The sequence below is a fragment of the Novosphingobium sp. P6W genome (genome assembly GCF_000876675.2).
GTDB lineage: Bacteria > Pseudomonadota > Alphaproteobacteria > Sphingomonadales > Sphingomonadaceae > Novosphingobium.
The window spans coordinates 1,125,425-1,149,430 of the sequence record NZ_CP030352.1 but is presented as its reverse complement, the minus strand read 5'-3'; the positions used below and the strand labels follow the sequence as shown (position 1 = coordinate 1,149,430).

General features: G+C 66.9%; 21 protein-coding genes. 15 read left to right on the top strand and 6 right to left on the bottom strand.

Features of this window, described 5'->3' with window-relative positions; translation table 11 throughout:
• Positions 1–5 precede the first annotated feature (5 nt).
• The 4 genes from TQ38_RS05525 to TQ38_RS05510 all read left to right on the top strand — a co-directional run bounded on the left by TQ38_RS05525 (position 6) and on the right by TQ38_RS05510 (position 3,358).
• Positions 6–497, top strand: coding sequence for a hypothetical protein (locus TQ38_RS05525; protein ID WP_043976845.1), 492 nt, complete (start codon positions 6–8; stop codon positions 495–497).
• Positions 494–1,480 carry a bifunctional diaminohydroxyphosphoribosylaminopyrimidine deaminase/5-amino-6-(5-phosphoribosylamino)uracil reductase RibD gene (gene ribD / locus TQ38_RS05520; RefSeq protein WP_043976843.1) on the top strand — a complete coding sequence of 329 codons (987 nt, stop codon included), beginning with the start codon at positions 494–496 and terminating at the stop codon, positions 1,478–1,480. The genes TQ38_RS05525 and ribD overlap by 4 nt, the downstream gene beginning before the upstream one ends.
• 4 nt (positions 1,481–1,484) lie before the next feature.
• Positions 1,485–2,102: a riboflavin synthase gene (locus TQ38_RS05515; protein WP_043976841.1), complete on the top strand. Its 618-nt coding sequence runs from the start codon at positions 1,485–1,487 to the stop codon at positions 2,100–2,102.
• A gap of 155 nt (positions 2,103–2,257) precedes the next feature.
• Positions 2,258–3,358 carry an acyltransferase gene (locus TQ38_RS05510; protein ID WP_043976839.1) on the top strand — a complete coding sequence of 367 codons (1,101 nt, stop codon included), beginning with the start codon at positions 2,258–2,260 and terminating at the stop codon, positions 3,356–3,358.
• A 6-nt stretch (positions 3,359–3,364) separates the two neighbouring features.
• Here the strand turns inward: TQ38_RS05510 and TQ38_RS05505 are convergent, their stop codons facing one another.
• Both TQ38_RS05505 and TQ38_RS05500 read right to left on the bottom strand, forming a co-directional pair.
• On the bottom strand, positions 3,365–4,153 hold the full coding sequence (locus TQ38_RS05505) for a sulfite exporter TauE/SafE family protein (RefSeq protein WP_043976837.1): 789 nt from the start codon (positions 4,151–4,153) through the stop codon (positions 3,365–3,367).
• The gene (locus TQ38_RS05500) at positions 4,150–5,532 is read right to left on the bottom strand and encodes a RimK family alpha-L-glutamate ligase (protein WP_043976835.1); all 1,383 of its coding nucleotides are present in this window, start codon (positions 5,530–5,532) and stop codon (positions 4,150–4,152) included. The genes TQ38_RS05505 and TQ38_RS05500 overlap by 4 nt, the downstream gene beginning before the upstream one ends.
• Positions 5,533–5,767: 235 nt before the next feature.
• Here TQ38_RS05500 and TQ38_RS05495 point away from each other — a divergent pair, with 235 nt between their 5' ends.
• The 4 genes from TQ38_RS05495 (at position 5,768) to TQ38_RS05480 (ending at position 12,250) form a co-directional block, all read left to right on the top strand.
• The gene (locus TQ38_RS05495) at positions 5,768–6,697 is read left to right on the top strand and encodes a formylglycine-generating enzyme family protein (protein WP_043976942.1); all 930 of its coding nucleotides are present in this window, start codon (positions 5,768–5,770) and stop codon (positions 6,695–6,697) included.
• Positions 6,698–6,831: 134 nt separating this feature from the next.
• Positions 6,832–7,992 carry a diguanylate cyclase gene (locus TQ38_RS05490; protein WP_240197970.1) on the top strand — a complete coding sequence of 387 codons (1,161 nt, stop codon included), beginning with the start codon at positions 6,832–6,834 and terminating at the stop codon, positions 7,990–7,992.
• A 150-nt stretch (positions 7,993–8,142) separates the two neighbouring features.
• Positions 8,143–11,787: a PAS domain S-box protein gene (locus TQ38_RS05485; RefSeq protein WP_043976830.1), complete on the top strand. Its 3,645-nt coding sequence runs from the start codon at positions 8,143–8,145 to the stop codon at positions 11,785–11,787.
• Positions 11,788–11,869: 82 nt separating this feature from the next.
• Positions 11,870–12,250, top strand: a complete 381-nt coding sequence (locus TQ38_RS05480) for a response regulator (RefSeq protein WP_043976828.1) — start codon at positions 11,870–11,872, stop codon at positions 12,248–12,250.
• A gap of 22 nt (positions 12,251–12,272) precedes the next feature.
• Here TQ38_RS05480 and TQ38_RS05475 read toward each other — a convergent pair whose 3' ends face one another.
• Positions 12,273–13,091: an energy transducer TonB gene (locus TQ38_RS05475; protein ID WP_043976826.1), complete on the bottom strand. Its 819-nt coding sequence runs from the start codon at positions 13,089–13,091 to the stop codon at positions 12,273–12,275.
• 232 nt (positions 13,092–13,323) lie between these two features.
• Between TQ38_RS05475 and TQ38_RS05470 the strand changes: the two genes are divergently transcribed.
• The 6 genes from TQ38_RS05470 to TQ38_RS05445 all read left to right on the top strand — a co-directional run bounded on the left by TQ38_RS05470 (position 13,324) and on the right by TQ38_RS05445 (position 18,332).
• Positions 13,324–13,974, top strand: coding sequence for a PepSY-associated TM helix domain-containing protein (locus TQ38_RS05470; RefSeq protein ID WP_043976939.1), 651 nt, complete (start codon positions 13,324–13,326; stop codon positions 13,972–13,974).
• A 14-nt stretch (positions 13,975–13,988) separates the two neighbouring features.
• Positions 13,989–14,477: a DUF2271 domain-containing protein gene (locus tag TQ38_RS05465; protein WP_043976824.1), complete on the top strand. Its 489-nt coding sequence runs from the start codon at positions 13,989–13,991 to the stop codon at positions 14,475–14,477.
• Positions 14,478–14,550: 73 nt separating this feature from the next.
• Positions 14,551–15,447 carry a DUF4198 domain-containing protein gene (locus tag TQ38_RS05460; RefSeq protein WP_043976822.1) on the top strand — a complete coding sequence of 299 codons (897 nt, stop codon included), beginning with the start codon at positions 14,551–14,553 and terminating at the stop codon, positions 15,445–15,447.
• Positions 15,448–15,466: 19 nt separating this feature from the next.
• Positions 15,467–16,453 (top strand): FAD:protein FMN transferase, encoded by a 987-nt coding sequence (locus tag TQ38_RS05455; protein ID WP_205316078.1) that lies wholly within the window; start codon positions 15,467–15,469, stop codon positions 16,451–16,453.
• A gap of 80 nt (positions 16,454–16,533) precedes the next feature.
• The gene (locus tag TQ38_RS05450) at positions 16,534–17,214 is read left to right on the top strand and encodes a Fe2+-dependent dioxygenase (RefSeq protein WP_043976820.1); all 681 of its coding nucleotides are present in this window, start codon (positions 16,534–16,536) and stop codon (positions 17,212–17,214) included.
• Positions 17,211–18,332: an alpha-hydroxy acid oxidase gene (locus TQ38_RS05445; protein ID WP_043976933.1), complete on the top strand. Its 1,122-nt coding sequence runs from the start codon at positions 17,211–17,213 to the stop codon at positions 18,330–18,332. Before TQ38_RS05450 ends, TQ38_RS05445 begins: the two co-directional genes overlap by 4 nt.
• Here the strand turns inward: TQ38_RS05445 and TQ38_RS05440 are convergent.
• A complete protein-coding gene (locus TQ38_RS05440; RefSeq protein WP_240197969.1) occupies positions 18,329–20,680 on the bottom strand; it encodes a hypothetical protein in 2,352 nt (783 codons plus the stop codon). The genes TQ38_RS05445 and TQ38_RS05440 overlap by 4 nt on opposite strands.
• Before the next feature lie 319 nt (positions 20,681–20,999).
• Here TQ38_RS05440 and TQ38_RS05435 point away from each other — a divergent pair, with 319 nt between their 5' ends.
• Positions 21,000–21,497, top strand: coding sequence for a hypothetical protein (locus TQ38_RS05435; protein WP_043976817.1), 498 nt, complete (start codon positions 21,000–21,002; stop codon positions 21,495–21,497).
• A gap of 16 nt (positions 21,498–21,513) precedes the next feature.
• Here the strand turns inward: TQ38_RS05435 and TQ38_RS05430 are convergent, their stop codons facing one another.
• Together TQ38_RS05430 and TQ38_RS05425 are read right to left on the bottom strand one after the other, a co-directional pair.
• Entirely contained in the window at positions 21,514–22,602 is a 1,089-nt protein-coding gene (locus tag TQ38_RS05430) for a glycosyltransferase family 4 protein (protein WP_240197968.1), read from the bottom strand.
• A gap of 55 nt (positions 22,603–22,657) precedes the next feature.
• Positions 22,658–23,890 carry a glycosyl transferase gene (locus tag TQ38_RS05425; protein WP_043976814.1) on the bottom strand — a complete coding sequence of 411 codons (1,233 nt, stop codon included), beginning with the start codon at positions 23,888–23,890 and terminating at the stop codon, positions 22,658–22,660.
• Positions 23,891–24,006: the final 116 nt, after the last annotated feature.

The following is a 24,006-nucleotide window of genomic DNA, read 5'->3' as shown; positions in this document are numbered from 1 at the left end:
CGCCCATGTCCCCGTTCAAGCGCTCCGGAATCTGGAAAGACGTCAACCCCACCGGCATGGTCGGGGATTTCGTGGAAGTGTGGAAACAGGCCGGCGCCCACCGCTGGCGCATCGCCGCCGTTTCCGCGGCCTGCACGTTCGGCGTGTTCTATCTGATGACCACGCAGGAGGGCAAAGCCCCTCACCTGCCGCCCAAGGTCACGTATATCTCCGTGTTCAAGGCGCACCGCACCGATGCGCAGATCATGGAATCGAACCTCGCGAACCAGAAGAACAAGGAAGCCTGGGCCCGCGAGATGGCACGCCGCGACAAGGACGTGCGCGAGATGTACAAGACCATCGGGCGCATGTCCGGCATCGACGTCGACAAGATCGCCCGCGAAGCCGACGCCGAGGACGCGGCAAGGGACAAGGCCGAGCGCGAACGCATCGAGGCTACTCTCAAGCGTTCGGGCATCGCCAATCCGAAACTTTCGCCGGAACCTGCCGGCCAGTGAGGGAAGACGCGCGCTGGCTTGCGGCAGCCGCCGCGCTGGCCGCACGCGCACGTCCTCTCAGCCGGCCCAATCCGGGCGTCGGCGCAGTGGTCGTCCGCGATGGCCGCGTCGTGGCGCGCGGCTGGACGCAGGCAAGCGGGCGGCCCCATGCCGAAGCCATGGCGCTGACTGCCGCCGGTGAAGCGGCCCGTGGCGCGACGCTCTATGTCACGCTGGAGCCCTGCGCCCACCGCTCGGTGCGCGGCCCTGCCTGCGCCGATCTGGTGAGCGCATCGGGCCTCGCCCGCGTCGTCATCGGCTGCATGGACCCCGATCCGCGCACCTCGGGCGCAGGTATCGCGCGCATCCGCGAGGCCGGGATCGCCGCCGATTTCCTGCCCTCGCCTGCCTGCGCACGCAGCCTTTCCGGTTACCTTGTCTCGAAGCGGCTGGGCCGGCCCGAAGTCACCCTGAAACTCGCCCTCTCGCTCGACGGCTGTATCGCTCTGGCCAACGGCGAAAGTCAGTGGATCACCGGGCCTGAAGCCCGCGCCCATACCCATGCGATGCGCGCCCGTTCGGATGCCATTCTGGTCGGCGGCGGCACCCTGCGCGCCGACAATCCTCGCCTCGACGTGCGCCTGCCGGGGCTGGAAGACCGCAGCCCGCAGCGCTGGGTGCTAACCCGCGGCCCCGTGCCCGAGGACTGGCACGCCTTGTCCTCGCCCGATGAAATCTCCCGGATGGAGGGCATACTGCACCTTTTCGTCGAAGGCGGGGCGAAGACGGCCACGGCCTTCCTCGCCGCCGGACTGGTTGACCGGCTGCTGATCTACCGCGCCCCGGTTCTGCTGGGCGGCCGACCTGCGCTGGGCGACTTCGGCCTTTCCGCGCTGGCCCACGCCCACGGCCAATGGCGCCTGAGCGAACGCCGCCAGCTTGGCAGCGACACGCTCGAAGTCTACGACGCGCGAAATCCCACCGACAGCCCCTCGGAAAGCTAGACCCATGTTCACCGGAATCGTCACCGCCGTCGGCACCATCCGCGAAGCCCGCCAGGCAGGCGACCTGCGCGCTGTCATCGCCTGCCCGTTCGATCCCGCAGGCATCGCCATAGGCGCCTCGATCGCCTGTTCGGGCGTGTGCCTGACCGTGGTGGACAAGGGCGGCACCGCCGGAGATGCATGGTTCGCGGTCGACATCTCGGCCGAATCAGTGGCCCGCACGGTGCCGCAGCGCTGGCAGCAGGGCGGACACCTCAACCTCGAACCCGCGCTCAAGCTGGGTGACGAGCTGGGCGGCCATATCGTCACCGGGCATGTCGACGGGGTGGGCACCGTGGTCAGCATCGAACCCGTCGGCGATTCGCACCGCTTCGTGATCGCCGCACCCAAAGAACTGGCGCCTTACATCGCTCCCAAGGGCTCCATCACCGTCGACGGCGTCTCGCTGACCGTGAACGAGGTGAGCGACGAGGCCGACGGCACCTGCCGCTTCACGCTCAACATCATCCCGCACACCGCCGAAGTCACCACCATCGGCGCGATGCGCGAAGGCAGCGGCGTGAACCTTGAGATCGACGTGCTGGCTCGCTACCTCCAGCGGATGCAGTCGCTGCGCGGTTGAGAGTAAAGATCTGAATTTCAGGTTCTTTCACGCGCAGGTTCCAACCGTTCCCCCCGCCTGCCGCCCGTTTCACGGCAGGGCTGTGGCAACCCCGGCGAACTTCGGGTGTTGCGAAGGGATAGCTGGAAGAGGGACAATAATGCGCGGGACACTGTTTGCCTGAACCGATAAGCGCCGAAGCGCGCCGCCGATCCGATGCGATCCGCGTTGCCCGTGTCATCTGCATAACCGGCGTCGTCTACGTCCATGCGTGGACGGGCCTCGACGGAAACAGTCTCGAACTGGCCCGGGGCACCCCACAGGAAGTATTCCGCTGGGTGCTGATGGAAGTGTTCGGCCGCAGCGCCGTGCCTTTGCTGGGCCTCATTTCCGGCTGGCTGGTCGCGGGATCGAGCCGCACCCGCGACTGGCGCTCGCACATCGCCCGCAAAGCCCGCACGATCCTGCTGCCGATGGTTCTGTGGAACGTGCTGGCGATCATCCTCGTATCGGGCGCGGCATGGCTTCTGGGCCTTGCTGCACCAGTGCCGCAATCGCTGCGCTGGCTGATGGAGGAGACCCTGATCCTCACTCACCCGCCCGATATCAACGTGCAGATGCCGTTCCTGCGCGATCTGTTCCTGTGCATGGTGCTGGCCCCCCTGCTGGTACGCCTGCCGACCTGGACGCTGGGCCTGCTCGCGCTTGCCGCAGCGGCCTGCCACATCGCCGGCATCGGTCCGCCGGTGATCCTGCGCGCCTCGATCCTGATGTTCTTCACGATCGGCATCATCGCGCGCCGCAGCGACCTTGCCGAGCGCGTGGCCTACGCGCCGCTGCTGCTGGCCGTCCTGCCCTTCGCGGTGCTGATGCCGCTGCATCTCTATGTGTCGCTCGGCGATGCGCGTCCCTTCGACGACGCCTCGACCGCCGCGCTGGACCTTGCCGCGCGCGTCGCCGCCTCGATCGCCGTCTGGCGCCTTGCCTGGGAACTGGCGGCGAGCCGCGCGGCTCGGCCTCTCCAGCGGATAGAGCCCTACATGTTCTTCTACTTCTGCGCCCACCTCATCCTGCTGTGGCTGTTCGGGCCGCTGGTGGGCAAGCTGACGGGAAAGCTCGGCTCGCCGTTCTATCCGGTTTACCTGCTGGCCCAGCCGTTCCTGATCCTGGCCGCCGTGATCGCGATAGCGCAGGGCCTGATCCGCGTAGCCCCGGGCGCAGCGAAAGTGCTGAGTGGGGGCAGGCTGACCCGCCTCACCCCCGCCGCTGCGGCCTGACGCCGGTTACATTCGGAAAAACAGGGGTCCCGGCGCAAGCGTCAGCGAGATGAGGCCCCAAAGCGCGACCGCGATGAGGACGCTGCCGATCCACTGCGTCATGTTCCTGCCCGAGGCGCGCCGGGTCACCAGCGCCCCCAGCGGCGCGGCGACCACGCCGCCGATCAGCAGTCCCGAAGCGGCAAGCGCGAAGGACTGAAGGCCCAGCGAACCGATGAAGGCCGAAAGCACGGTGACCGACACGAAGAACTCGGCCGCATTGACCGTTCCCACCGCCATGCGCGGAGTCATCCCCTGCGCGATCAGGCTGCCTGTCGTCACCGGGCCCCAGGCACCCCCGAACGAATCGAGAAAGCCGGCGACCAGTCCCAGCGGACCCACCATGCGCATCCGCCGATAGGCCTGCGCCCGCCGCGCCCCGCGCCACGTGAGGTAAATGCCCACGGCCGCCAGATAAACCAGCACCACCGGCCGCACGAAATCGAGATGCAGGTGCGTCAACGCCCATACGCCGGTCAGGCCGCCGGCAATGCCGGGGATGACAAGGCGCGCGAACAGGGGCCAGTCGACATTGCGCTGCAAGGCATGGGCAATGCCCGAGACGCCGCTGGTGAAACTTTCCACGGTATGGGTGACCGAGGATGCCATCGCCGGTGGCAGGCCAAGTATGACCAGCAGGGAATTGGCAATGACCCCGAAGGCCATGCCCAATGCGCTGTCGACCAGTTGAGCCAGGAACCCCGCGACGATGAAAGGGGCAAGGTCCGCCCAGGGGATCGCAGAAAGATCGATCATGCCCCGCCTCCCTTGCGCGCGCCGGTCCTTCGCCGCGATTTGCCGAAGCGGCCTGCCGGAGCGGTCAGCAGGAACAGGATCGGGAAGCTCAGCGCCAGCACCGAAAGAACGCCGCTGACGATCGCGTCGGCGCCGACCAGCCAGGGTAGCACCGCCGCCCAGATCGCCACCGCCAGCACGACCATGAGCGTGCGTTCCTGCGCGCGGTCGTCGAGGTGGTTGAGTTCGGACGCCACGCGCCCCTCGAACAGCGAGCGAAGGCCGATCCCCACCGGGCTGCGGCGATCGACCAGCATTCGGGGGAAGCTGGCCTGCACCAGCGCGCCGATCCCTGTCGCGACCATGCGCAGCCCCACGGCGCTGGCGAAACGGCGGAACTCGGTATTGCGGTCGGTCAGCGCGCGCAGGCCCGCGCGGCCGCCGAAGACCATGTCGGAAAGCGCCGTGCTTTCAGCCGGCAAAGGCTCGCGCTCGCGCGCTGCGTCCTGCGTTGAGACGACCCATTCGAGGATGGCGGTCGGCACGTCCATCGCGGTCGCCCGTTCCAGCCCCTGGAATCCGGGGGCGGAATTGGCCTCGCAGATACGGTAGCCGTCCTCGTCGAACAGGATGTCGATGCCGGTGATGTCCAGTTCCAGCACGTCGGCTGCCTGTACCGCCAGTTCGGCCATCTCCTGCGGCGGGTTGTAGGCAACCCCCACCCCGCCCAGCGAGACGTTGGATTTGAAGCCGCCCGTCAGCGAGCGCCGCTCCATCGCCGCGACCACCCGGCCGCCCACCACCAGCACGCGCACGTCGCGGCCGTGGCTGGCACGCACGTAATGCTGGAGGATGAAGTCCGCCTTGGCATCCGCGCTTTCGAGCAGGCCGGCGAGATCCTCGAACTGGCTGCGATCCTCGCACTTGAGGACGCCGGCCCCGCGCGTGCCCTTCAGCGTCTTGACGATCACCGGGAAGCCCAGTTCCCGCTCGACCAGGTCGATGTCGATCGGGAAGGTACCCAGGATCGTGCGCGGGATCGGCAGACCGGCGCGATTGAGCGTCTGCAAGGTGTGCAGTTTGTCCGCCACCGTCTCGATCGTCGCCGGGCCGTTGACCAGGCGCACGCCGCGCCGCTCGATGTGGCGCAAAAGGGCCAGCGTGAAATAGTCGGTCTCGGCGCCGGTGCGGCAGATCACGAAGTCGGGCCGCGCCACCGGCTGCCCCTGGTACTTAATCGCCCAGTCTCCCCCGGTGCCCACCACCAGTTCAAAGCGGTGCGGCTGGAAGACGTGCAGTTCGATGCCCATCGCCCCCGCCGCCTCCTGGAAACGGAAGACCTCGGGCACTTCCGGGATCGCCGGGTCGAGTTCATGCTGAAAGAGAATCCAGCCGCGCAAAGCGATATGTCCCCCGATAGGCTGTTGTCATGGTGCGAAAACGAGATGGCCTCCGCGTGTACGGTAGGCCGGCCCTTCAGGCGTAAATCTTGCGGCAGCGGGGGATTTCAGGATGATGGTCCTGTTGTCCTGCATTGCCGCGCGCCCTAGGTAGGACGCAATCACGAGGCAGGAAAGGCCTTATCGCTTGCAGACCGCCGACAATGCACCCGATACCGCAGATACGCCCGCCGACATGATCGCGGTCCCCGGCGGCACGTTCACGATGGGATCGGAGCGTTTCTATCCCGAGGAAGCGCCTCTGCGCCGGGTCTCGGTGGACGCCTTCCTGATCGACCGGACGCCAGTGACCAACCGCCAGTTCGCCGCTTTCGTCGAGGCCACCGGCCATGTCACCGTGGCCGAAATCGCGCCCGACCCCAAAGACTACCCCGACATGCTGCCCGGCATGGACCGCCCCGGATCGCTGGTATTCCACAAGAGTGCCGCTCCGGTCGACACATCGAACCCGGCCAACTGGTGGCGCTTCGAATTCGGTGCATGCTGGCGTCAGCCGCTTGGCCCCGGTAGTGATATCGAAAGCCTGGGCCTGTGGGACCACCCGGTCGTCCAGATCGCCTACGGCGATGCCGAGGCCTATGCGAAATGGGCCGGCAAGGACCTCCCCACCGAAGCCGAATTCGAATTCGCCGCGCGTGGCGGCCTGGAAGGCAGGGACTATGCCTGGGGCGACGAACTGTCTCCCGGCGGCACCATGATGGCCAATACCTGGCAGGGCCTGTTCCCCTTCGCCAACCAGATGCTGGACGGGTGGGAGCGCACGTCACCGGTCGGCACCTATGCGCCGAACGGCTACGGCCTAGTCGACATGATCGGCAACACCTGGGAATGGACCAGCGACTGGTGGAGCGAGAAGCCCGAAACCCCGAAGAAGGCGGCCGGCAAATCGTGCTGCACCCTCAGCAATCCGCGCGGCGGCAAGCTGAAGGACAGCCTCGACCCTCGGCAGCCGGGCGTGCGTATCGGGCGCAAGGTACTCAAGGGCGGATCGCATCTTTGCGCCCCCAACTACTGCCAGCGCTACCGCCCCGCCGCCCGCCATCCCGAGATGATCGACACTTCCACCTCGCACATCGGTTTTCGCTGCGTGGTGCGCAAAGGCTGATCGCTGCCCGTCCCAAAACGAATGAACGGTTTGTTTAGGACAACCTGCTAAGCGGCCTTCACGTGCGACGGAGCACGCGCGACGGGGGCTCGCGAGACGGGGTTCGGGGTTACATGGCGGTTGATGCGCAAACGATGATGTTGCTGACGGATGGCATTGCCTTCGTCGCCGCGACATTCCTCCTGATCGAGTGGCGTTCGCTACGCGAGCGTTTCCTCTTGAGCTTCGCGCTGGGTTTCCTGTGCATCGTCATCGGCTGCTCGCTGGCGCCGTTGCGGGAAGCAGGGTCTTTCTACATCGGCATCTGGCTTTCCAACTCGATGGTGCCGCTTGCGCACTTGTGCTTCCTGCACGGTGCTGCCGCTTTTGCCGGTCGCCGGCTGGCGCGCGTCTGGTTCTTCGCTCCCGCCCTTTGTTCGGCGCTAATGGCCGTTCCGGGCATGGATGCCCAGGCGCTTTCGCTGTTCAACGCCAGCTGCGTCGCCGCGCTTTCGCTGCGGGCCGCAGGCATACTGCTCGGCGAGAGGCGAACGAACGGCTCGGAGACGCAGATGCTGCTCTGCACTTTTCTGTTCCATGGCAGCTTTTACGCGGTGAAGGCCTTTTGCGCCTTCGCCCCCGGCGCTTTCATCAGCCTCTACAACTACACCGGCACCATGATCGTGATTTCGCTGTTCGAGGGCGTGCTGGTGGCAGTGGCGTTGGCCATGTCGATCGCAGGCGCCCTGCGCCGGCGCCGTGAGCACCGCGTCACCCTGCTGGCGCAAAGCGATCCGCTTACCAGCCTGCTCAACCGCCGCGGTTTCGAGGCGCAGGCCAAGTCCCTGCTTGCCCGCGCCGGGAAAGACGGCGGCGCACTGCTGCTGATCGACGTCGACCATTTCAAGGCCGTCAATGACAGCTTCGGCCATCAGGAAGGCGACCGCCTGCTGGTCGCCCTTGCCGACTACCTGAAGCTCAAGACCCCCGTCGATGCCGTGATCGGCAGGCTTGGCGGAGACGAATTCGTCGTCATCCTGCCCCGGTTCGATGAAGGCGCCGCACTCCAGTTCGCGCAAGGCCTGTGCTCGGGCTTCGACCGCCGCGTGGGGCCGCAGCACTGCGGCACCCTCAGCATCGGCTGCGCCTCGTTCGTCGCGGGCACCATCGACCTGACCGAAGCTCATCTGCAGGCCGACCGCGGCCTTTACGATGCCAAGAGCAAGGGCCGCAACCGCCCCGGCCTCGACCCGCAAAACCTGGCCGGTTATCAGGACGAAGGACCCTTCTTCTTCCCCTTGGCAGCGGCCGGCTGACGATCGCCCGCAGCCTTTGCCGGTGTTCCTTTTCGGCCTTCCCGCAAATGACCGATTGACCGGGAACCCCTTGAAGGCAGATGTGTTTTTCGCGCACGAATGGCGTGCCGATACTGCGCCATGCGGCGCGCGAAGGGATACGCAAGGCGAATGACGCGCAGCGAAGATAACGACACCGGGGTCATGGGACTCTCTGGTGATCTCGCACGCCGCATCGCCGCGCACGACTGGGCAGCGACCGCCCTCGGCCCGATCGCGAACTGGCCGGTCAGCCTGCGCCATACCGTGCGCATGATGTTGCCCTCTCCCGTGCCTCTGGTGCTGCTGTGGGGCTCCGAAGGCGTCATGCTTTACAATGACGCCTATTCGAAATTGGCGGGCGGGCGCGACAGCCGCCTGCTCGGCTCCAACGTACTCGACGGCTGGGACGAGGTCGCGGACTTCAACGCAAACGTGATGCGCGTCGGCCTTTCCGGAGGCTCGCTGAGCTACCGCGACCATGCGTTGACGCTTCACCGCGATGGCCATCCCGAGGAAGTGAGGCTGAACCTCGACTATTCGCCGGTCCCGGGCGACGATGGCAAGCCGGCCGGCGTGATCGCTATCGTGGTCGAAACCACGCAGACCTACAAGGCCCGCGAAGTCCTTGAGGAAAGCGAGACGCGCCTGCGCTTCCTCGACACGCTTTCCGGCGCCGTGGCGGATTGCCGGGGAGCGGACCAGATCCTCGAGATCACCACCCGCCTCACCGCGCAGCACCTTGGCCTCTCCAACTGCGCCTACGCCGACATGGACGAGGCGGGAGACGGCTTTACCATTCGCGGCAACTGGCATGCTGCCGGATCGCCCTCGATCGTCGGGCACTACCGCCTGTCCGATTTCGGCACGCTGGCGGTGCGCGAACTGAACGCCGGACAAGCGCTGGTCATCAACGACAACGCCGCCGAACTGCTACCTGAGGAGGCCAGGACCTTCCAGTCCATCGGCATTGCTGCCACGATCTGCGTGCCGCTGGTCAAGGAAGGCCGGCTGACCGCGCTCATGGCCATCCATGACAGCAGCCCGCACCGCTGGAGCGACTACGAACTGAGCGTCATCCGCGAGGTAACCGAACGCTCATGGGCGCACGTCCAGCGCGTGGGCGCGGAAGTGCTGCTGCGCGAGCATGAGGAATACAACCGCCAGATACTTGATGGAGCGACGGACTACGGCATCGTCGCAACCGACCTGCGCGGCAACATCACTCTATGGAACGCCGGGGCGAAAGTGATGCTTGGCTGGACGGAAGCCGAAGTGCTGGGCCAGCCGATCGACCTGCTGTTCACCGCCGAGGACCGGGGCGCCGGACGCCCCGCCGCAAAGCGGCACGAGGCGCTCGAAACCGGCCGCGCCCACGATGCGCGCTGGCATGTGCGCAAATCGGGAGAACATTTCTGGGGGCTGGGCGAGATGACCCCGCTGCGCGACAACAGCGGCGCCGTCATCGGCTTCGTCAAGCTGCTGCGCGACCGCACTCACGAGCATGAAGCACAAGAAGCCCTGCGCCTGAGCGAGGACCAGCTGCGCCGTGCCCAGGTGGCCGGCGGCATCGGCCTGTTCTCGGTCGACATCGCCGCCAATACGATCACCGGCACCGATGAACTCTGCCGCATCTTCGGCGTCGAGCAACAAGGGGTTTTCGCGCCGGAGATATTCGAGAACATGGTCGTTCCCGAAGACCGCGAACGAACCTCGAACCTGTCCAAACGGCACGGCGGCGCCGCCCTGCTCGACGTCGAATACCGCATTCACCGCGCCGATACCGGCGAGGAACGCATCCTCGCCCGCAAGGCCGATTTCGAATTGGACGACGCCGGCAATCCCGTGCGCATGGTCGGCGTGGTGCAGGACGTAACCGAGCGGTATCGGACGCAGCGCGCCCTCGAAAAGAGCGAGGCGCAGTTCAGCATGCTGGCGCAGAACATGCCCACGCAAGTCTGGACCGCGCGCGCCGACGGCCGGATGGACTGGTTCAACGACCGGGCCTACGCTTATGCCGGCGAACAGCGCGGCAGTTTCGAGGAGGATGGCTGGGCCCGGATCGTCCACCCCGACGAGCGCGGCGCCGTGCTCGAACGATGGGCCCGGTCGGTCGCCACCGGCGAAGTCTACGACACTGAAATGCGCCTGCGCGATGCTGCCGGGCGTTACCGCTGGCACCTCGTCCGCGCCCTGCCGCTCACCGATGCGCGCGGCGCCATCGCCGCATGGGTGGGCACCAATACCGAGATCGAGGCGCAGAAGCAGGCCGAAGCCGCATTCGCCCAGGACCGCGACCGGCTATGGACGATCACCCGCGATCTGATGCTGGTCTGCGATTTCACCGGCACCATCACGGCGGTCAACCCTTCCGCCGAACGCCTGCTCGGCTGGCACGAAGGCGAGATGCTGGGCCGCCGCATTGCGACCTTCATCCACCCCGAAGACCTTGAGGTGACCGCCGCCGAAGTCGCCAAGCTGTCCACCGGCAAGCGGACCGTCGCTTTCGAAAACCGATACCGCGCGCGCGACGGCGATTACCGCCTGCTGGCCTGGACCGCCGTGCCCGACGAACAGCGCATCCATGCCATCGGCCGTGACATCACCGATCAGCGGGCCGTCGAGGAAGCTCTGCGCCAGAGCCAGAAAATGGAAGCGGTGGGCCAGCTTACCGGCGGCATCGCCCACGATTTCAACAACCTGCTGCAGGGTATCACCGGCAGCCTCGACGTCATGCACAACCGCCTCGCGCAGGGCCGCACCGGCGACCTTGATCGCTGGCTGACGGGCGCGCGCGCCTCGGCAGAGCGGGCGGCGGCATTGACCCACCGCCTGCTCGCCTTTTCGCGCCGCCAGCCGCTCGATCCCCGCCCCGTTCGTCCCAATCCGCTGGTCGCCTCGATGGAGGACATGCTGCGCCGCACGCTGGGCGAGCATATCGAGCTGGAATTCGTGCTGGCCGGCGGCCTGTGGCTGACGCAGTGCGACCCCCACCAGCTGGAAAGCGCGATCCTCAATCTGGTCATCAACGCCCGCGATGCCATGCCGGGCGGCGGCAGGCTGACGATAGAAACCTGCAACGCCCACCTCGACGGCCACTATGCCGCCCGCCAACGCGACGTGAAGCCGGGCCAATACGTGTGCATCGCCATCACCGACACCGGTGTCGGCATGAGCCGGGAAACCGCCGCGCGCGCTTTCGAGCCGTTTTTCACCACCAAGCCGATCGGCCAGGGCACCGGGCTGGGCCTGTCGATGATCTACGGCTTCGCGCGGCAGTCCGAAGGCTATGCCCGGATCTATTCCGAGGAAGGTATCGGCAGCACGATCAAGCTGTACCTGCCCCGCCACCACGGCGCCGAGAGTACGCCGGACGAACCTGCCTTGCAGGACAGTCTGCCGATTGCCCGCCAAGGCGAAGTGGTGCTTGTGGTGGAGGATGAACCGGTAGTGCGCGGGCTCATCCTCGAAGTGCTGGACGAACTGGGCTACCAGGCGATCGAGGCTTCGGACGGCCCTGCGGGACTGGCGATCCTGCAATCCCGGCGCCGCATCGACCTGCTCATCACCGACATCGGGCTGCCCGGTCTCAACGGCCGCCAGGTTGCCGATGGCGGCCGCGCCTCGCGCCCCGGTCTCAAGGTGCTGTTCATGACCGGCTATGCCGAGAATGCGGCAATGGCTTCAGGCTTCCTCGAACCGGGAATGGCCATGATAACCAAGCCTTTCGCCATCGACATGCTCGCGGGAAGAATACGGGAGATCATAGAAGGGTAAAACGCGGCTTGCCGAACTCCAAGCACACTGCCAAGAGATCGACACAATTCGGTGCGCTTCCTGCATCTTCAAGGGCCTGTCGATGTCTGAGGAACCATCCAACTTCAATGGAATGCGCGTGCTGGTGGCGGAAGACGAGTTTCTCGTCTCGATGCTGCTGGAGGAAATGCTGGCCGATCTGGGCTGCGAAGTGGTCGGCCCATATGCCACGCTTTCGGCCGCGCTCGACGGCGCACGCAACGAAGCATTCGATGTCGCCGTGATCGACCTCAATCTCGCCGGTGAGAAAGCCGACCCGATCATCGCCGAAATCGCTTCGCGGGAAATCCCGCTGGCCATCGCCAGTGGCGGCTATGACGCTGCAAGCGGTCATCGGCCGACCGCGCTGCTGGACAAGCCCTACAGCTCCGCCCAGCTGGAGCGGGCGATGCTGGTGCTGCGCGAGGCACTCGACGCCGGCTAATAGCAGGCGACGTGTCCCCGGATCAGACCGCGACCAGAACGAACGGTATGGTCACGTAACCGCGCACCGACATCGGCGTGCCGCCGTTCATCATCGGCGACCAGCGCCAGCGCTTCACTGCCTGCAGAGCCGCCTTGTCCAGACGCTGGCTGCCGCTGCTGCCCGCGACCTGGATATCCCTTACCGTACCGTCGGCGCCCACCAGCACCAGCAGCTTCACGGTGCCCTGCTCATGCGAGCGGCGCGCCTCGGTCGGGTAGGTCGGCGGCTTGGCGAAGAGAACCTTGCTCGACAGGTCTCCGCCTTCCATCGTCGTTGACGGAGCCGGGGCGACGGCAGGCGCCGCGCTGGTCTTCACGCCTTCGCTGGTGACCGTTGGCGGCGCGGGCGGCGGCGGCGCATCGACCATGACCTGCACTGGACCGGGCGAGGGAAGCTCTATCATAGGCCGGGGCGCGACGGTCTGGGTCATCGCCGCCTCGGGCGTTTCCAGCTTGGTCGGCTCGGGAGGCGGCGGCGGGGTCACGTCCAGATCGCGCACGTCCACGGTCGTCAGGCGCGCATGCTCCTTGTGCGTGGCAACCATGTTGAGCGTCGCCATCGCCGCAGCGATAGCCAGAATCGCGCCCGCCGAGGCGAGGAACGCCACCGGCCGCGCCCGGTTCGAGGCCTGATAGACCGATCGTTCGTAGGCGACCTGTGCCGCCCCGCTCATCACTGCCGCCGATTCGCCCGCGGGGTGCCGAACCCCTCCCGCGAACTCGGCGGAAGGGTCGCGGATCACGACCGAGGCCAGAATACGGGCGAACTCATCCAGCTCGGGAACCGCGAGTGTCGCCAATTGTAATCTCCTGCCAACCCCTATTGCGAGTGATTTGCATATACACTAAGCACCGCGTCGTCCAGAGGGAACGCGGCTTTTCAAAAAACGTGCGGCGCGCATTACTGCCGAATTTCTTCCCTCGCCCGAAAAACAAGGATGCGACACGTTGGAAGCTGCCGATGCCCTAGAACAACGCGCCGAAAATTCGCGCGTTACAGGTGCTGCGGCCAGCGGTGACACCGTGCAGTCCATAGCCCGCCCGAAAACCGCGAAGCAGGGCAAGAAGAAGAACAAGAAGGCCCGCGCCTTCTGGCTCAAGCAACTTCATACCTGGCACTGGGTCAGCGCGGCGGTTTCGCTGGCGGCGATGTTCCTGTTCTCGGTCACCGGCATCACCCTGAACCATGCGGCCTCGATCGGCGCGGAGCCGGTGGTGACCAAAAGCGAGGGCAAGTTGCCCGCCGCCCTGCTGGCAAGGCTCCACGCCACCGGCGATGCGACCGACCCGCTTCCCGCCGACGTGGCGAAAGCCGTGGCCGGCGCGGTGCCGCTGAACCCCGCGGGGCGCGCCGCCGACTGGTCCGCCGAAGACGAAGTCTACATCGCCATGCCCGGCCCCGGGCGCGACGCCTGGGTCAGCATTGACCGCGCCACCGGCGAGGTTGCGGCCGAAGTGACCGATCGCGGCTGGATCTCCTATCTCAACGACCTCCACAAGGGCCGCAATACCGGCGATGCGTGGTTCTGGTTCATAGACCTGTTCGCGGCCGCCTGCGTGCTGTTCACGTTGACCGGGCTGTTGCTGCTGCAACTTCACGCCAGGCACCGGCCCATGACCTGGCCGCTGGTGATCCTCAGCCTTATCGCGCCGCTGCTGCTGGCGCTCCTGTTCATCCACTGACGAGAAAGCCCGTGATGACACCATCGAAGATCCTGCCCGCGCTGCCCCTGCTGGTCGCCGGAACCATCGCCACCCCCGCGCTGGCCGCGTCGGTGACGATCACCATCCCCCAGATCAAGGTGGCCGAATACCACCGCCCCTATGTCGCCGGCTGGGTGGAGCCTGTCGGGGGCGGCAACGCGCGCACGATCTTCGTATGGTACGACGTCAAGAAGGCTGGCCGCGAGCCGGGCACCAAGTGGCTGGCAGACCTGCGCACCTGGTGGCGCAAGGGCGGAAGCGCGATGAAGATGCCTGCGGACGGCCTCACCGGCGCCACCCGCGCGCCCGGCAGCTATACCGTCGCGATCCCCGCCAACCTTCCCGCCGGGCAATACGTCCTCAAGGTGGAAGCAGCGCGCGAGACCGGCGGACGCGAACTGGTTTCGGTCCCGTTCTCGGTCCCGGCCAAGGGCGGCTCCGCATCGGGCAAGACTGAACTGGGCACCATCACCATTCGCTGAGCTGGCACCATTCGCTGAGCGGGCACCGTTCGCTGACTTTCACGACCGTTTTCTTCCAAACAGGGGAATTGAAATGCGTTTCCGCACCATTCTGATCGCCGCCGCCGTATCTTCGGCGCTGGCAACGCCGGCCCTTGCGCATCGCATGTGGCTGCTGCCTTCGACCACCACGCTGGCTGGTACGAGCGAATATGTCACCGTCGACGCTGCCGTGTCGAACGACCTGTTCTACGCCGACCACGTCGCCCTGGACCCCGCGCAAGTGTCAGTCTGGGCGCCCGACGGCAGCGAAGGCAAAGTCGAGAACGCATCCAAGGGCCGGTATCGCGGTACGTTCGACGTTGCGATCAACAAGCCGGGCACTTGGAAGATCGGCATGAACCGCTCCTCCATCGGCGGCACCTTCAAGGTGGGTGCCGAGGAATGGCGCGTGGGCGGACGCGGCCGTCCCGCTGGCCCTCCGGGCGCCCCCGGTGCTGGCGGTCCGGGCGCAGGTGGTCCGGGCGGCCCAGGTGGAACGCCGCCGCGCATGGTTGCCACGGTTGCCGATATCCCGGCCAATGCGACCGACATCAAGCTGAGCGAATCGCTGACGTCCTACGCCGTTTACGTATCGTCCGATGCGCCGACCAAGGGCGTGCTGACGCCGACCGGCAAGGGCCTGGAGTTCGATCCGGTCACCCATCCCGACGCGCTCGTATCGGACGAGGAAGCCAGCTTCCGCTTCCTCGTCGACGGCAAACCTGCCGCCGGCGTGAAAGTCACCCTGATCCCGGGCGGCAAGAAGTACCGCGAGGCCGAAGACGGCCAGGAGCTGACCACCGGCACCGACGGCGTGGTGCGCGTGAAGTGGCCGGTCGCCGGCATGTACTGGATGAGTGCCAGCGCCGAAGACAACAAGGCCAGCGACAAGCGCGCGCAGACCCGCCGCATGTCATTCGGCAGCACGCTGGAAGTCGTGGCGCCCTGATCGCCTGACATCCCAAGCCATGCGTTTCGCCGTCCCGCTCGAGATCGACCCGACCTGCTTCGCCACATGGCGGCAGGACAACCCGGTCGCCTCGATGGACGGCGAGACCATGGGCACCAGCTGGCGCCTCAAGCTCTCCGCCCCGGCAGACTTCGACCGCAGGGCACTGAAGGCCGCGATCGAAGCACGGCTGGAAGCGATCCTCGCGCAGATGAGCCACTGGCGCGAGGACTCCGCGCTGGGCCGCTTCAACCGCGCGCCCGGCGGTACGTGGCACGCGTTGCCCGCCGACTTTGCGCTGGTGATGGAAACCGCGCTGGATATCGCCGAACGCTCCGCCGGGACATTCGACCCGGCAATCGGCGCGCTCGTGGATATCTGGGGGCACGGCCCCGTCCAGACCACACGCCCACCTGACTGGGCCGAGATCGAACAGGCACTGAGCGTCTCCGGCTTCACCCGCCTCGCCCACGACCGCGAAGCGCGGCGGCTGCGCCAACCGGGCGGGCTGCGTCTCGACCTGTCCGGCATCGCCAAGGGCTTCGCGGTGGACGCGCTGGCCGGGCTCCTGCGTGACAGGGGCTTTCATCACGCCCTTGTCGAGATCGGCGGCGAACTGGCCGGGCTCGGGCTCAGGCCCGATGGCAACCCTTGGTGGGTGGATCTCGAAACGCCTGCAAACACCGTCACCCCCTTGCGCGTTGCCCTGCACCAGCTCACCGTGGCGACCTCGGGCGACTATGTGCGCGGGCGCCACACGATCGATCCACGCAGCGGCCAGCCGGTGGAACACGCCATGGCCGTCACGGTGATCCACCCCTCCGCCATGCTGGCAGACGCCTGGGCGACTGCCCTGAGCGTGCACACATCAGGCTCTCTCCAAGCCCTCGCCACGCGCGAGAAGCTGGCGGTGCGCGCGCTCATCCGCAGCGGCGAAACGATCGTCGAATGGATTAGCCCGGTCCTGCATTCGATGCTGGAACCTGAAGACGAACCGCGCGCCTGAATCCCGCCGATACCGCGTGAGCCTTCCGGCCCTTGATCGCGGTCATTGTCACACCCCGAATATTGGGCAAGAGAGACCGCATGGTTATCGAAATTCCCGAGCTTTTCGACGCATCCGAAGTGCGCGAAATCCGCAATGCCCTCGAAAGCGCGGACTGGTCCGACGGCCGCGCCACCGCCGGTCACCGGGCCGCCCGCGTCAAGGAGAACGAGCAGCTCGCGCTCGATCATCCGCTGGCGCGGCAACTGGCCGACCGCGTCCTTGCCCGGCTTGCCCAGACACCGCTGTTCATTGCCGCCGCCCTGCCCGCGCGCGTGCTGCAACCGCGCTTCTCCCGCTATGACGGACGCGGCCACTACGGCAACCATGTCGACAATGCGATCTTCCCCATTCCCGGCACGGGCGACCACTTGCGTTCCGACGTGTCGAGCACCCTGTTCCTCAGCGATCCGGAGGACTACGACGGCGGCGAACTCGTGATCGAGGACATGTTTGGCACCCACACCGCCAAGCTGCCGGCCGGGCACCTGATCGTCTATCCCGGCTCCAGCCTCCACCGGGTGATGCCGGTGACGCGGGGCACGCGCTTCGTTTCGTTCTTCTGGGCACAGAGCTTCGTCGCTTCGCCCGAGAAGCGGCGGCTGATGTTCGAACTGGACGGCGCGATCCAGTCTGTCGCCGCCGACCATCCGGACCATGCCTCGGTCGACACTCTGACGCAGGTCTACCACAACCTCCTGCGCCAGTGGTCCGCCACGTGAGCGAAGGGCCGCCGCCGCCGCTGACCGCGATCCCCGCCAGCCTGCGCAGCCTGGCCGACTACGAGGCCCGCGCCCCGCAGCACATGATGGCTCAGGTTTGGCAGCACATCCGCGAAGGTGCAGGCCGCGAGGTCACCTTGCGCGAAAACCGCGCCGCCTTCGACCGCATCGGCCTGCTGCCACGCGCCATGGCCGAGCTGGACGGCGACACCCGCATCGACCTTTTCGGCCGCTCCCACGCCTCGCCCATCCTGCTTGCGCCGCTGGCCTACATGCGCCTTGCCCACCCGGAGGGCGAACTGGCCGCCGTGCGCGCCGCAGCCGCGCTCGACGCCGGGATGGTGGTCAGCACGCTCGCCAGCGCATCGCTGGAGGATATCGCCAGCGCCGGCCGCGCGCTTTCGCAGGAACTCGGCAGGCAGCCGGCTCCGCTATGGTTCCAGCTCTACCTCCAGCCGGAGCGGGAACACAGCCTGCAACTTCTGCGCCGCGCCGAAGACGCCGGCTACGAGGCCATCGTGCTGACCATCGATGCCGGGCTGAAGCCTGCGGGCATCACCCTGCCGCCGGGAGTGGACGCCGTGAACCTCGCCGGAATGCCGCGCCCGCGTCAGACTTCGGTCCCCGGTGGACGTATCCTTTTGGGCACGCCGCTTACAGACGCCGCGCCAAAGTGGGCCGACCTCGCCTGGCTGCGCGCTGCCACGACCTTGCCGATCCTCGTCAAAGGCCTGGTGCTGGGGGGCGACGCCCGCCGAACCGTGGACGAAGGCGCGGACGGCCTGATCGTTTCAAACCACGGCGGCCGCGTGCTGGACGGTCTGCCCAGCGCGCTGGACCTGCTTCCGGCAGTGGTGGAAACGACGCGGGGACAAGTGCCGCTGCTGCTCGACGGCGGCGTCCGGCAAGGCACCGACGTGGTCAAGGCGCTGGCGCTGGGCGCCAAAGCCGTGCTGGTGGGCCGACCCCAGATGCACGCGCTGGCGGTAGCGGGAATGCCCGGCCTCGCCCATGTGATCCACCTGCTGCGAACCGAGCTGGAGGCGGCGATGGCACAGCTTGGCTGTCCCCGCGTGGACCTGCTGGGCCGCGAGCGTCTGGTAACGCTGGGCGCCTAGCCGACCGGCAGCTTCACCGGCGTACCGGGCGCATCCCTGAGGCGCAGATAGAGCACCCCGTCCGCGGGCTTTGGCACCTTCAGCGCAGAACCGGTGTAACCCGGCGGCACTGCGGCGGCTTTAGCGAACCCGACATCCGCACCCACTGCATCTACAAGGAACAGCGAGCGCGCGGTGATCGTGCACTCTTCCGCTTCGCAGACCACAGCCTCGATGCCCGGCAGGCGGACCAGCGTTGCCAATGGCTGCCAGTCGCCCGCCGTAGCGCCGCCGCGCAGCAGCCGGAAGCGCAAGGGGCCGAAGGTTCCTGCGGGAATGTCCGTAGCCTTGAGCCGGGCCACCAGCACCTCGGGGCTTTCCAGCGTCAGGCCCTTGCCCGCACTCAGCCGCACGACGCTTTCGCCCTCGGCCGCCGCGATCTCCACCGTGTCGAGCGGACCCAGCTTCATGCCGCCCCCGGCCTTGACCGAGAACACCAGCTCGCCGGTATCCGGCAGCAGATCTCCTGCCGCGCCGAGGTCCAGGTTGCGTGCCCCCTTGGCAACGGCTGCGGGGTTGACGGTGCGGTTCAGCAGGGCAACCTGCGGGCGCGGCGGGGCGACGCGTACCTGCATCGGCAAACTGCGCCCATCCTCCAGCCTGACGACTGCCTTGGCGGTATCGCCCTGATCGGGTGCATGTCCCGTGCCCTGCGCAGTCAACCACAGCCGGTCGACCGCGCCTTCACGGGTCAGCCCATCGGGCCGAAACTCGACATCGCCCACCATGATCGTGCGCACCTGATCGAGGCGCTGGCCGGTCAGGCTGGCATGGGTGTCCCCCGCATGCAGTTCGAGCGCATCCAGCCGGCTTGCCTCCGCGCGGGCCCTGAGAGTGACGGCAACCGGGTCCTTCGCGCCCTGATACCGCAGTTCGATGCGCATATCGCCCGGACGCGCACCTTCCAGCGGCACCGTCACGGCAAGACGATTGTCCTGCAAGGTCCGCCACTTGAGCGGCTTGGCGGCACCATTCCCCTGCCGCAGCGTAATTTCCTCGACACAGGACGGGGCGCTGCCTTCAAGCTGCACGTCGTTGTCGCGGCCGACGATCAGGCCGTCAGCGGCGTCCTGGCCCTGGCCCGCCACTTTCCAGGCGCTGCCATCGGGCCGCTGGAGGACGAAGTCCGGCCCCTCGAACGCGGCGAAACCCCATAGCCCGTGCAGGTGCGCCCGCACGGTGCCGGTGAAGGCGGCAGGCAGGCTTTCGGCGGCCAGCATATAGCCGCCCTTGTCCGCACGCGGCGTCGCGGCCACTTCCAGCACCTGCCCGGATGCCGAAGTCAGGCGAACCTGCACGGCGTGGGCAAGCTGGGTCGAAAACACCAGCGGCGCGCCCTCCACCGGCAGCACGGCGCCTGCCTGCGCGGCGCAGACCGGCCCCTTGGCGGTGCTGCGCAGCTGGGGAGGAATGTCCGCTTCGATCGCAGGGAGCGCGGTGACCATGACCGACTTCGGCTTCTGAAACGAAGGCGCGGCATTGAGCAGCAGCGACATCGTATCGTCGTTACGCACGCTCAACGTCGGCAAGTAGTTGAACGAAGGGTTGTTGAATGCGCCGAAGATGCGCGCGATATCGCGGGCGACGCCGATATAGGCACTGTAATACCCCGCCCCGCCTTCCCGCGTGGCGCTTAGCTGCAGGGCAAGGTCGGTCGGCGTGCCGGTGAGCGTATCGGCGATCGAACTGGAATGAACGTCGCTCAGCACAAGCGATTCGCGGTTCTGCACCAGACACGAAGCCTGCTGTTCGATCACCTTGGACAGGCAATCCGCCTGCAGTTTGACCGACAGGCTGCTGGCCAGCGTCGGCGCCACGGTGCGCAGGTATTCCGGCCCGTTATCGTCCTGCGCCCGGATCGCGGCCATGAACGCGATAAGGCGCGAATGGTCGAGGCTGGCCTGGTTGAGGTCTTGACTGGCGCGCACGAATTCGCCGGGCTTGCCGCGCACCGCATCGACCAGCACGCCTTCCGCGCCGCCCGTTTCAGGCACCAGCAGCAGCACCAGCTGGCGCGCCCCCTTGGGCACGGTCAGGGTTAGCGCCTTGTCCTTTTCCTTGGACTTCCAGGTGCGGGCAACGTCGATCCAATCCTTGGGCGGCGGATTGGTGGCGCCGCGCAGGAAGGCGGAAACCAGCACGAAATTCGCGCCCTGATCCTCGGAGAATGCCCCGTGGACGACCACCTTGTCACCCGCTGCAAGGCTGGGGACCTTGGCGATAGGCAGGGTCTTTTCCCCGCGCGTAACCTCGATCCGCAAATCCGGACCCGTCAGCTCGAACGGCGCCGGATCGGCGGCAGCGGTCATCGGGAGCGCGCACGTTGCAGCGGCCAGCAAGGATGGCAGCAGGGGCCGGAAGGCCGGGCGGTTCGTCAAATCGTTCGGCAAGGAGCGAAAATTCCCGTCGTTTGTCCTGACACTGCGCCCCCGCAGCCCCCCTTAACCGCATCCACCGGCGGCGTACATGCCCATCGTAATCCGGCAATCGGCCCGGATGTTCCCGGAAAAATGCTGCGCGCCCGTACCCGGCACGCCCGCTCTCGAAACAACCTGGCGACAATTATTACAATTCTTCGTGTTGCGAATCATTCGCAATTATTCTAAAAGGGCAATCAAGGAACAGGGGATGAGGACCAAGGAGATCACGCGCCATGGCGCAGCGACAGTCCCTATCATCGATCGCCGTTCCATGCTCCGGGAGGACGTCAAGATGATGCATTCCGCCATCACCCGCGCCGCCGCTGCTACCCGCAGGCAGATCAACCCATCCACCCTCGTGACCTCGGTCGCCCGCCGCTGGCGCTCTGCGCGCGATCTCGGGCTCCCGGCGCAGGCGCGGCTTTACGCCCTGCTCTCGCCGCGTAACTGGGAGATGATGACCCCTGCCTTCGACAGCCTCATGGCTTTGTGCGAAAGCGCGCTCAGCCGCCCCTTCGCCACCGGAACCGGCCGAAACCTTACCCGCGACGAGACGATGCTGATCGGCCTGCTCGACGGTTCGGTCCCGCAGGGAGATTGCATCGATTGCCCGGCCGGAACCGCGCGCGCATTCGACAGCGCAATACGCTCGACCCGGATCATGATGGTGCTGGTGATGAGCGGGCCGGTGGGGACGCAGCCCTGACCGGCCCGGTGCAGGCTCAGGCCGTCGCCGCTTCCCGAACAGGAAGAGCAACGTCCTGAGCCTGCGGCACTACGCCTTCAAGCGCCAGACGGCAGTGCCGGTCCCAGCAGAAGTTCTGAACGGCAAAAGCCCGCGCGTTCTCGCCCAGCTTGCGGCGATAGACGGGATCGCGGGCAAGAAGCGCCACAGCCGCGCGGATTTCCGCCGGAGCACGGCCATCGATGACCAATCCGTCGACACCGTCGCGGACCAGTTCGGCCGGCCCGCCCTCGCGCCCGACGATGCAGGGAATGCCCTGCGCCATCGCATCCGCCACGCTGAGGCCGAAGCCTTCCATTTCGGCGCCGCCCTCCAGCGCGATCTGCGGGTGAAGGAAGATGTCGGCGCTGCGGTAGCGCTGCGCGAGTTCCTCGTCGCTGACGTAGCCGGTCATGGCAAGGCCGCCGGGCCCGGCTATGACGGCGCCGTCCGCAACGGCCTCGCGCACGGCCGGTTCGTCCTCGCCCCGGCCGATCACGGCATAGTCGATGGCGATGCCCCCGGCGCGGCAATCCGACACCGCACGCACGGCAGCAGCGACGTTCTTGCGCGCCACCAGGCGGCATACGGTAATGATATGCACCGCGGCATTGCCGGTCTCCGCGCGCGGCGGCGGAACCACCACGCCGTTCCATGCGGCCACGCAGCGATCGGCCAACATGGGCAGACGTGAAAGCATCAGGGCCCGCGTCGCATCGCTGACCGCCACCACGCGCGCTGCACGCGAAAGTACCGCGCGCATCAGGCGGAAAGCCGCGCCGCCGGGCCGTCCGATCTCGCGGCCGTGGACGGTCACGATCAGCGGACGGGGAAACGGCAATGCCGGAATCGCCGCGCGCCAGGTGCAGGCATGGATCGCATCGGGCCGCTCACCACCCGCCCATGCCCGCGCCATGGCAATGGCCAGCCGTGCATAGACGCGCAGCTGCGAAGCCGGCCCGACGTCGATCAGGGTGACATGCCCGTCGGCCACGCGGCGCGGCCCTGCCGAGGATTTGGCGAAGACGGTGACCTCGCGGCCGGCCCGCGCGTAACCCTGCGCCACTTGCGCAACGTAAGTCTGCACGCCGCCCTCGTCCGGCCCGTGAACCCGAGCAACGACCCAGATGCGAGAACGGCGCTCATTCATAAACGAAGACATCGCGGCTGGAGCGTCCCGGTTCCGGCAGGCGTTCGCCGCTCCGCGCGGCCTGACGCCGGGTGAGGAAATCCCCCACCGCCGCAGCGGCGCGCGCCGAGGAACGTCCCGCCTCGCGGTCGAAGGTTTCAGCCACACCCTGGCGCTGGGCAGGGGCGTAGACATCGTGATCGGTGATGGCAGTCGCCACCTTGTCGACGATCCCATTGCTGCTGCAGTGAACCGGGCCATACTGCCAGTGGCGGTAGTTGGGGTTGCCCTCCCACTGCGCATCGTGAGCGTCGAGGAACAGGCAGGGGCGCGGGCGCACCACGAATTCATAGACCTGGCTGCTGACATCGCCAAGGTAGACCGAGGCCGCACGGGTATAGCGCATGTCCACGCTCGCCGGGCTGCCCAGATCGATGTGAATGTTCGGCAAACTGCCATATTCGGCAAGCTGCCGCTCCACCCGCGCTCGGCGGCGGCGGTTGTCGTACAGGCGGATATGGGGCGCCACGATCAGGTTAAAGCGGTCATCCCGGGCGAACTGGCGGATCACGTCGAGCCCCATCTCCGGCCACGACGAGAGCCGTTTCGAGAAATGCGGGTTGTAGAGCACGATCGGCCGTTCTTCGGGAAACAGCCGGTCGGGCAGGCGGCGTTCTGTCAGGTCGAACTTGCTGTAACCGACGATCGCGTAATGCCCTTCGCGGATCAGGCGCTTTTCCAGCATGCGCCGCCGCTGTTTCTCGCCGGCCAGCAGCACGAAATCGAACTGGCGAATGCGGCGGTCATAGCCGACCGCGCGGTCGCCGGCGCCGTGGCAGGTGTGGATGAACGCCGTGCGGTGCAGGCCCGCAAAGCGCAGCAACAGTGAGGTCCGTTCAGGCACCACGATCGCATCGTAGCCCGACAGCAGCGACCGCGCGGCCGCCAAAGCCGGCAACTTGGGCGGCGTGGCGCCTCCGGTCAGACTGGTGATCGCCGACAGCAACGGACTGCCGACGCGCAGGATATCGAGGTTTCCGGCCCCGTGGCGCGCGGCGATATCCTTTGCCAGCGCGACGTGATCCTCCGTCATCGCGACAATCTCGACCGCGAAACGCGGATCACGCGACATCTCGAGAGCCAGCGGCATGGCGTGAAAAACGTGGTGCAACTGCGCGTTGAAAAAGAAGCAGACCTTTTGCGGCGCTGCCGGACCGGCGCGAAGCTCGATCGATCGGTGGAGCATGGCCTTCTCCGTTCCTAGCCTTGATGTATTGCGGCTATTCCCGTCCCGTTGCCTGCGAATTTCAGCGTATCTCAGCCTCCCCGGGCCAGTGCAACAATCGCGCGCCAGCCTGCCCT

Coding starts and splice junctions, on each gene's coding strand:
- TQ38_RS05525 (WP_043976845.1), top strand. CDS start 6: ATGTCCCCGTTCAAGCGCTCCGGAATCTGGAAAGACGTCAACCCCACC.
- TQ38_RS05505 (WP_043976837.1), bottom strand. CDS start 4,153: ATGATCGATCTTTCTGCGATCCCCTGGGCGGACCTTGCCCCTTTCATC.
- TQ38_RS05425 (WP_043976814.1), bottom strand. CDS start 23,890: ATGCTCCACCGATCGATCGAGCTTCGCGCCGGTCCGGCAGCGCCGCAA.
- TQ38_RS05515 (WP_043976841.1), top strand. CDS start 1,485: ATGTTCACCGGAATCGTCACCGCCGTCGGCACCATCCGCGAAGCCCGC.
- TQ38_RS05455 (WP_205316078.1), top strand. CDS start 15,467: ATGCGTTTCGCCGTCCCGCTCGAGATCGACCCGACCTGCTTCGCCACA.
- TQ38_RS05485 (WP_043976830.1), top strand. CDS start 8,143: ATGACGCGCAGCGAAGATAACGACACCGGGGTCATGGGACTCTCTGGT.
- TQ38_RS05480 (WP_043976828.1), top strand. CDS start 11,870: ATGTCTGAGGAACCATCCAACTTCAATGGAATGCGCGTGCTGGTGGCG.
- TQ38_RS05465 (WP_043976824.1), top strand. CDS start 13,989: ATGACACCATCGAAGATCCTGCCCGCGCTGCCCCTGCTGGTCGCCGGA.
- TQ38_RS05435 (WP_043976817.1), top strand. CDS start 21,000: ATGAGGACCAAGGAGATCACGCGCCATGGCGCAGCGACAGTCCCTATC.
- TQ38_RS05440 (WP_240197969.1), bottom strand. CDS start 20,680: ATGACCGCTGCCGCCGATCCGGCGCCGTTCGAGCTGACGGGTCCGGAT.
- TQ38_RS05490 (WP_240197970.1), top strand. CDS start 6,832: ATGATGTTGCTGACGGATGGCATTGCCTTCGTCGCCGCGACATTCCTC.
- TQ38_RS05460 (WP_043976822.1), top strand. CDS start 14,551: ATGCGTTTCCGCACCATTCTGATCGCCGCCGCCGTATCTTCGGCGCTG.
- TQ38_RS05495 (WP_043976942.1), top strand. CDS start 5,768: ATGATCGCGGTCCCCGGCGGCACGTTCACGATGGGATCGGAGCGTTTC.
- TQ38_RS05450 (WP_043976820.1), top strand. CDS start 16,534: ATGGTTATCGAAATTCCCGAGCTTTTCGACGCATCCGAAGTGCGCGAA.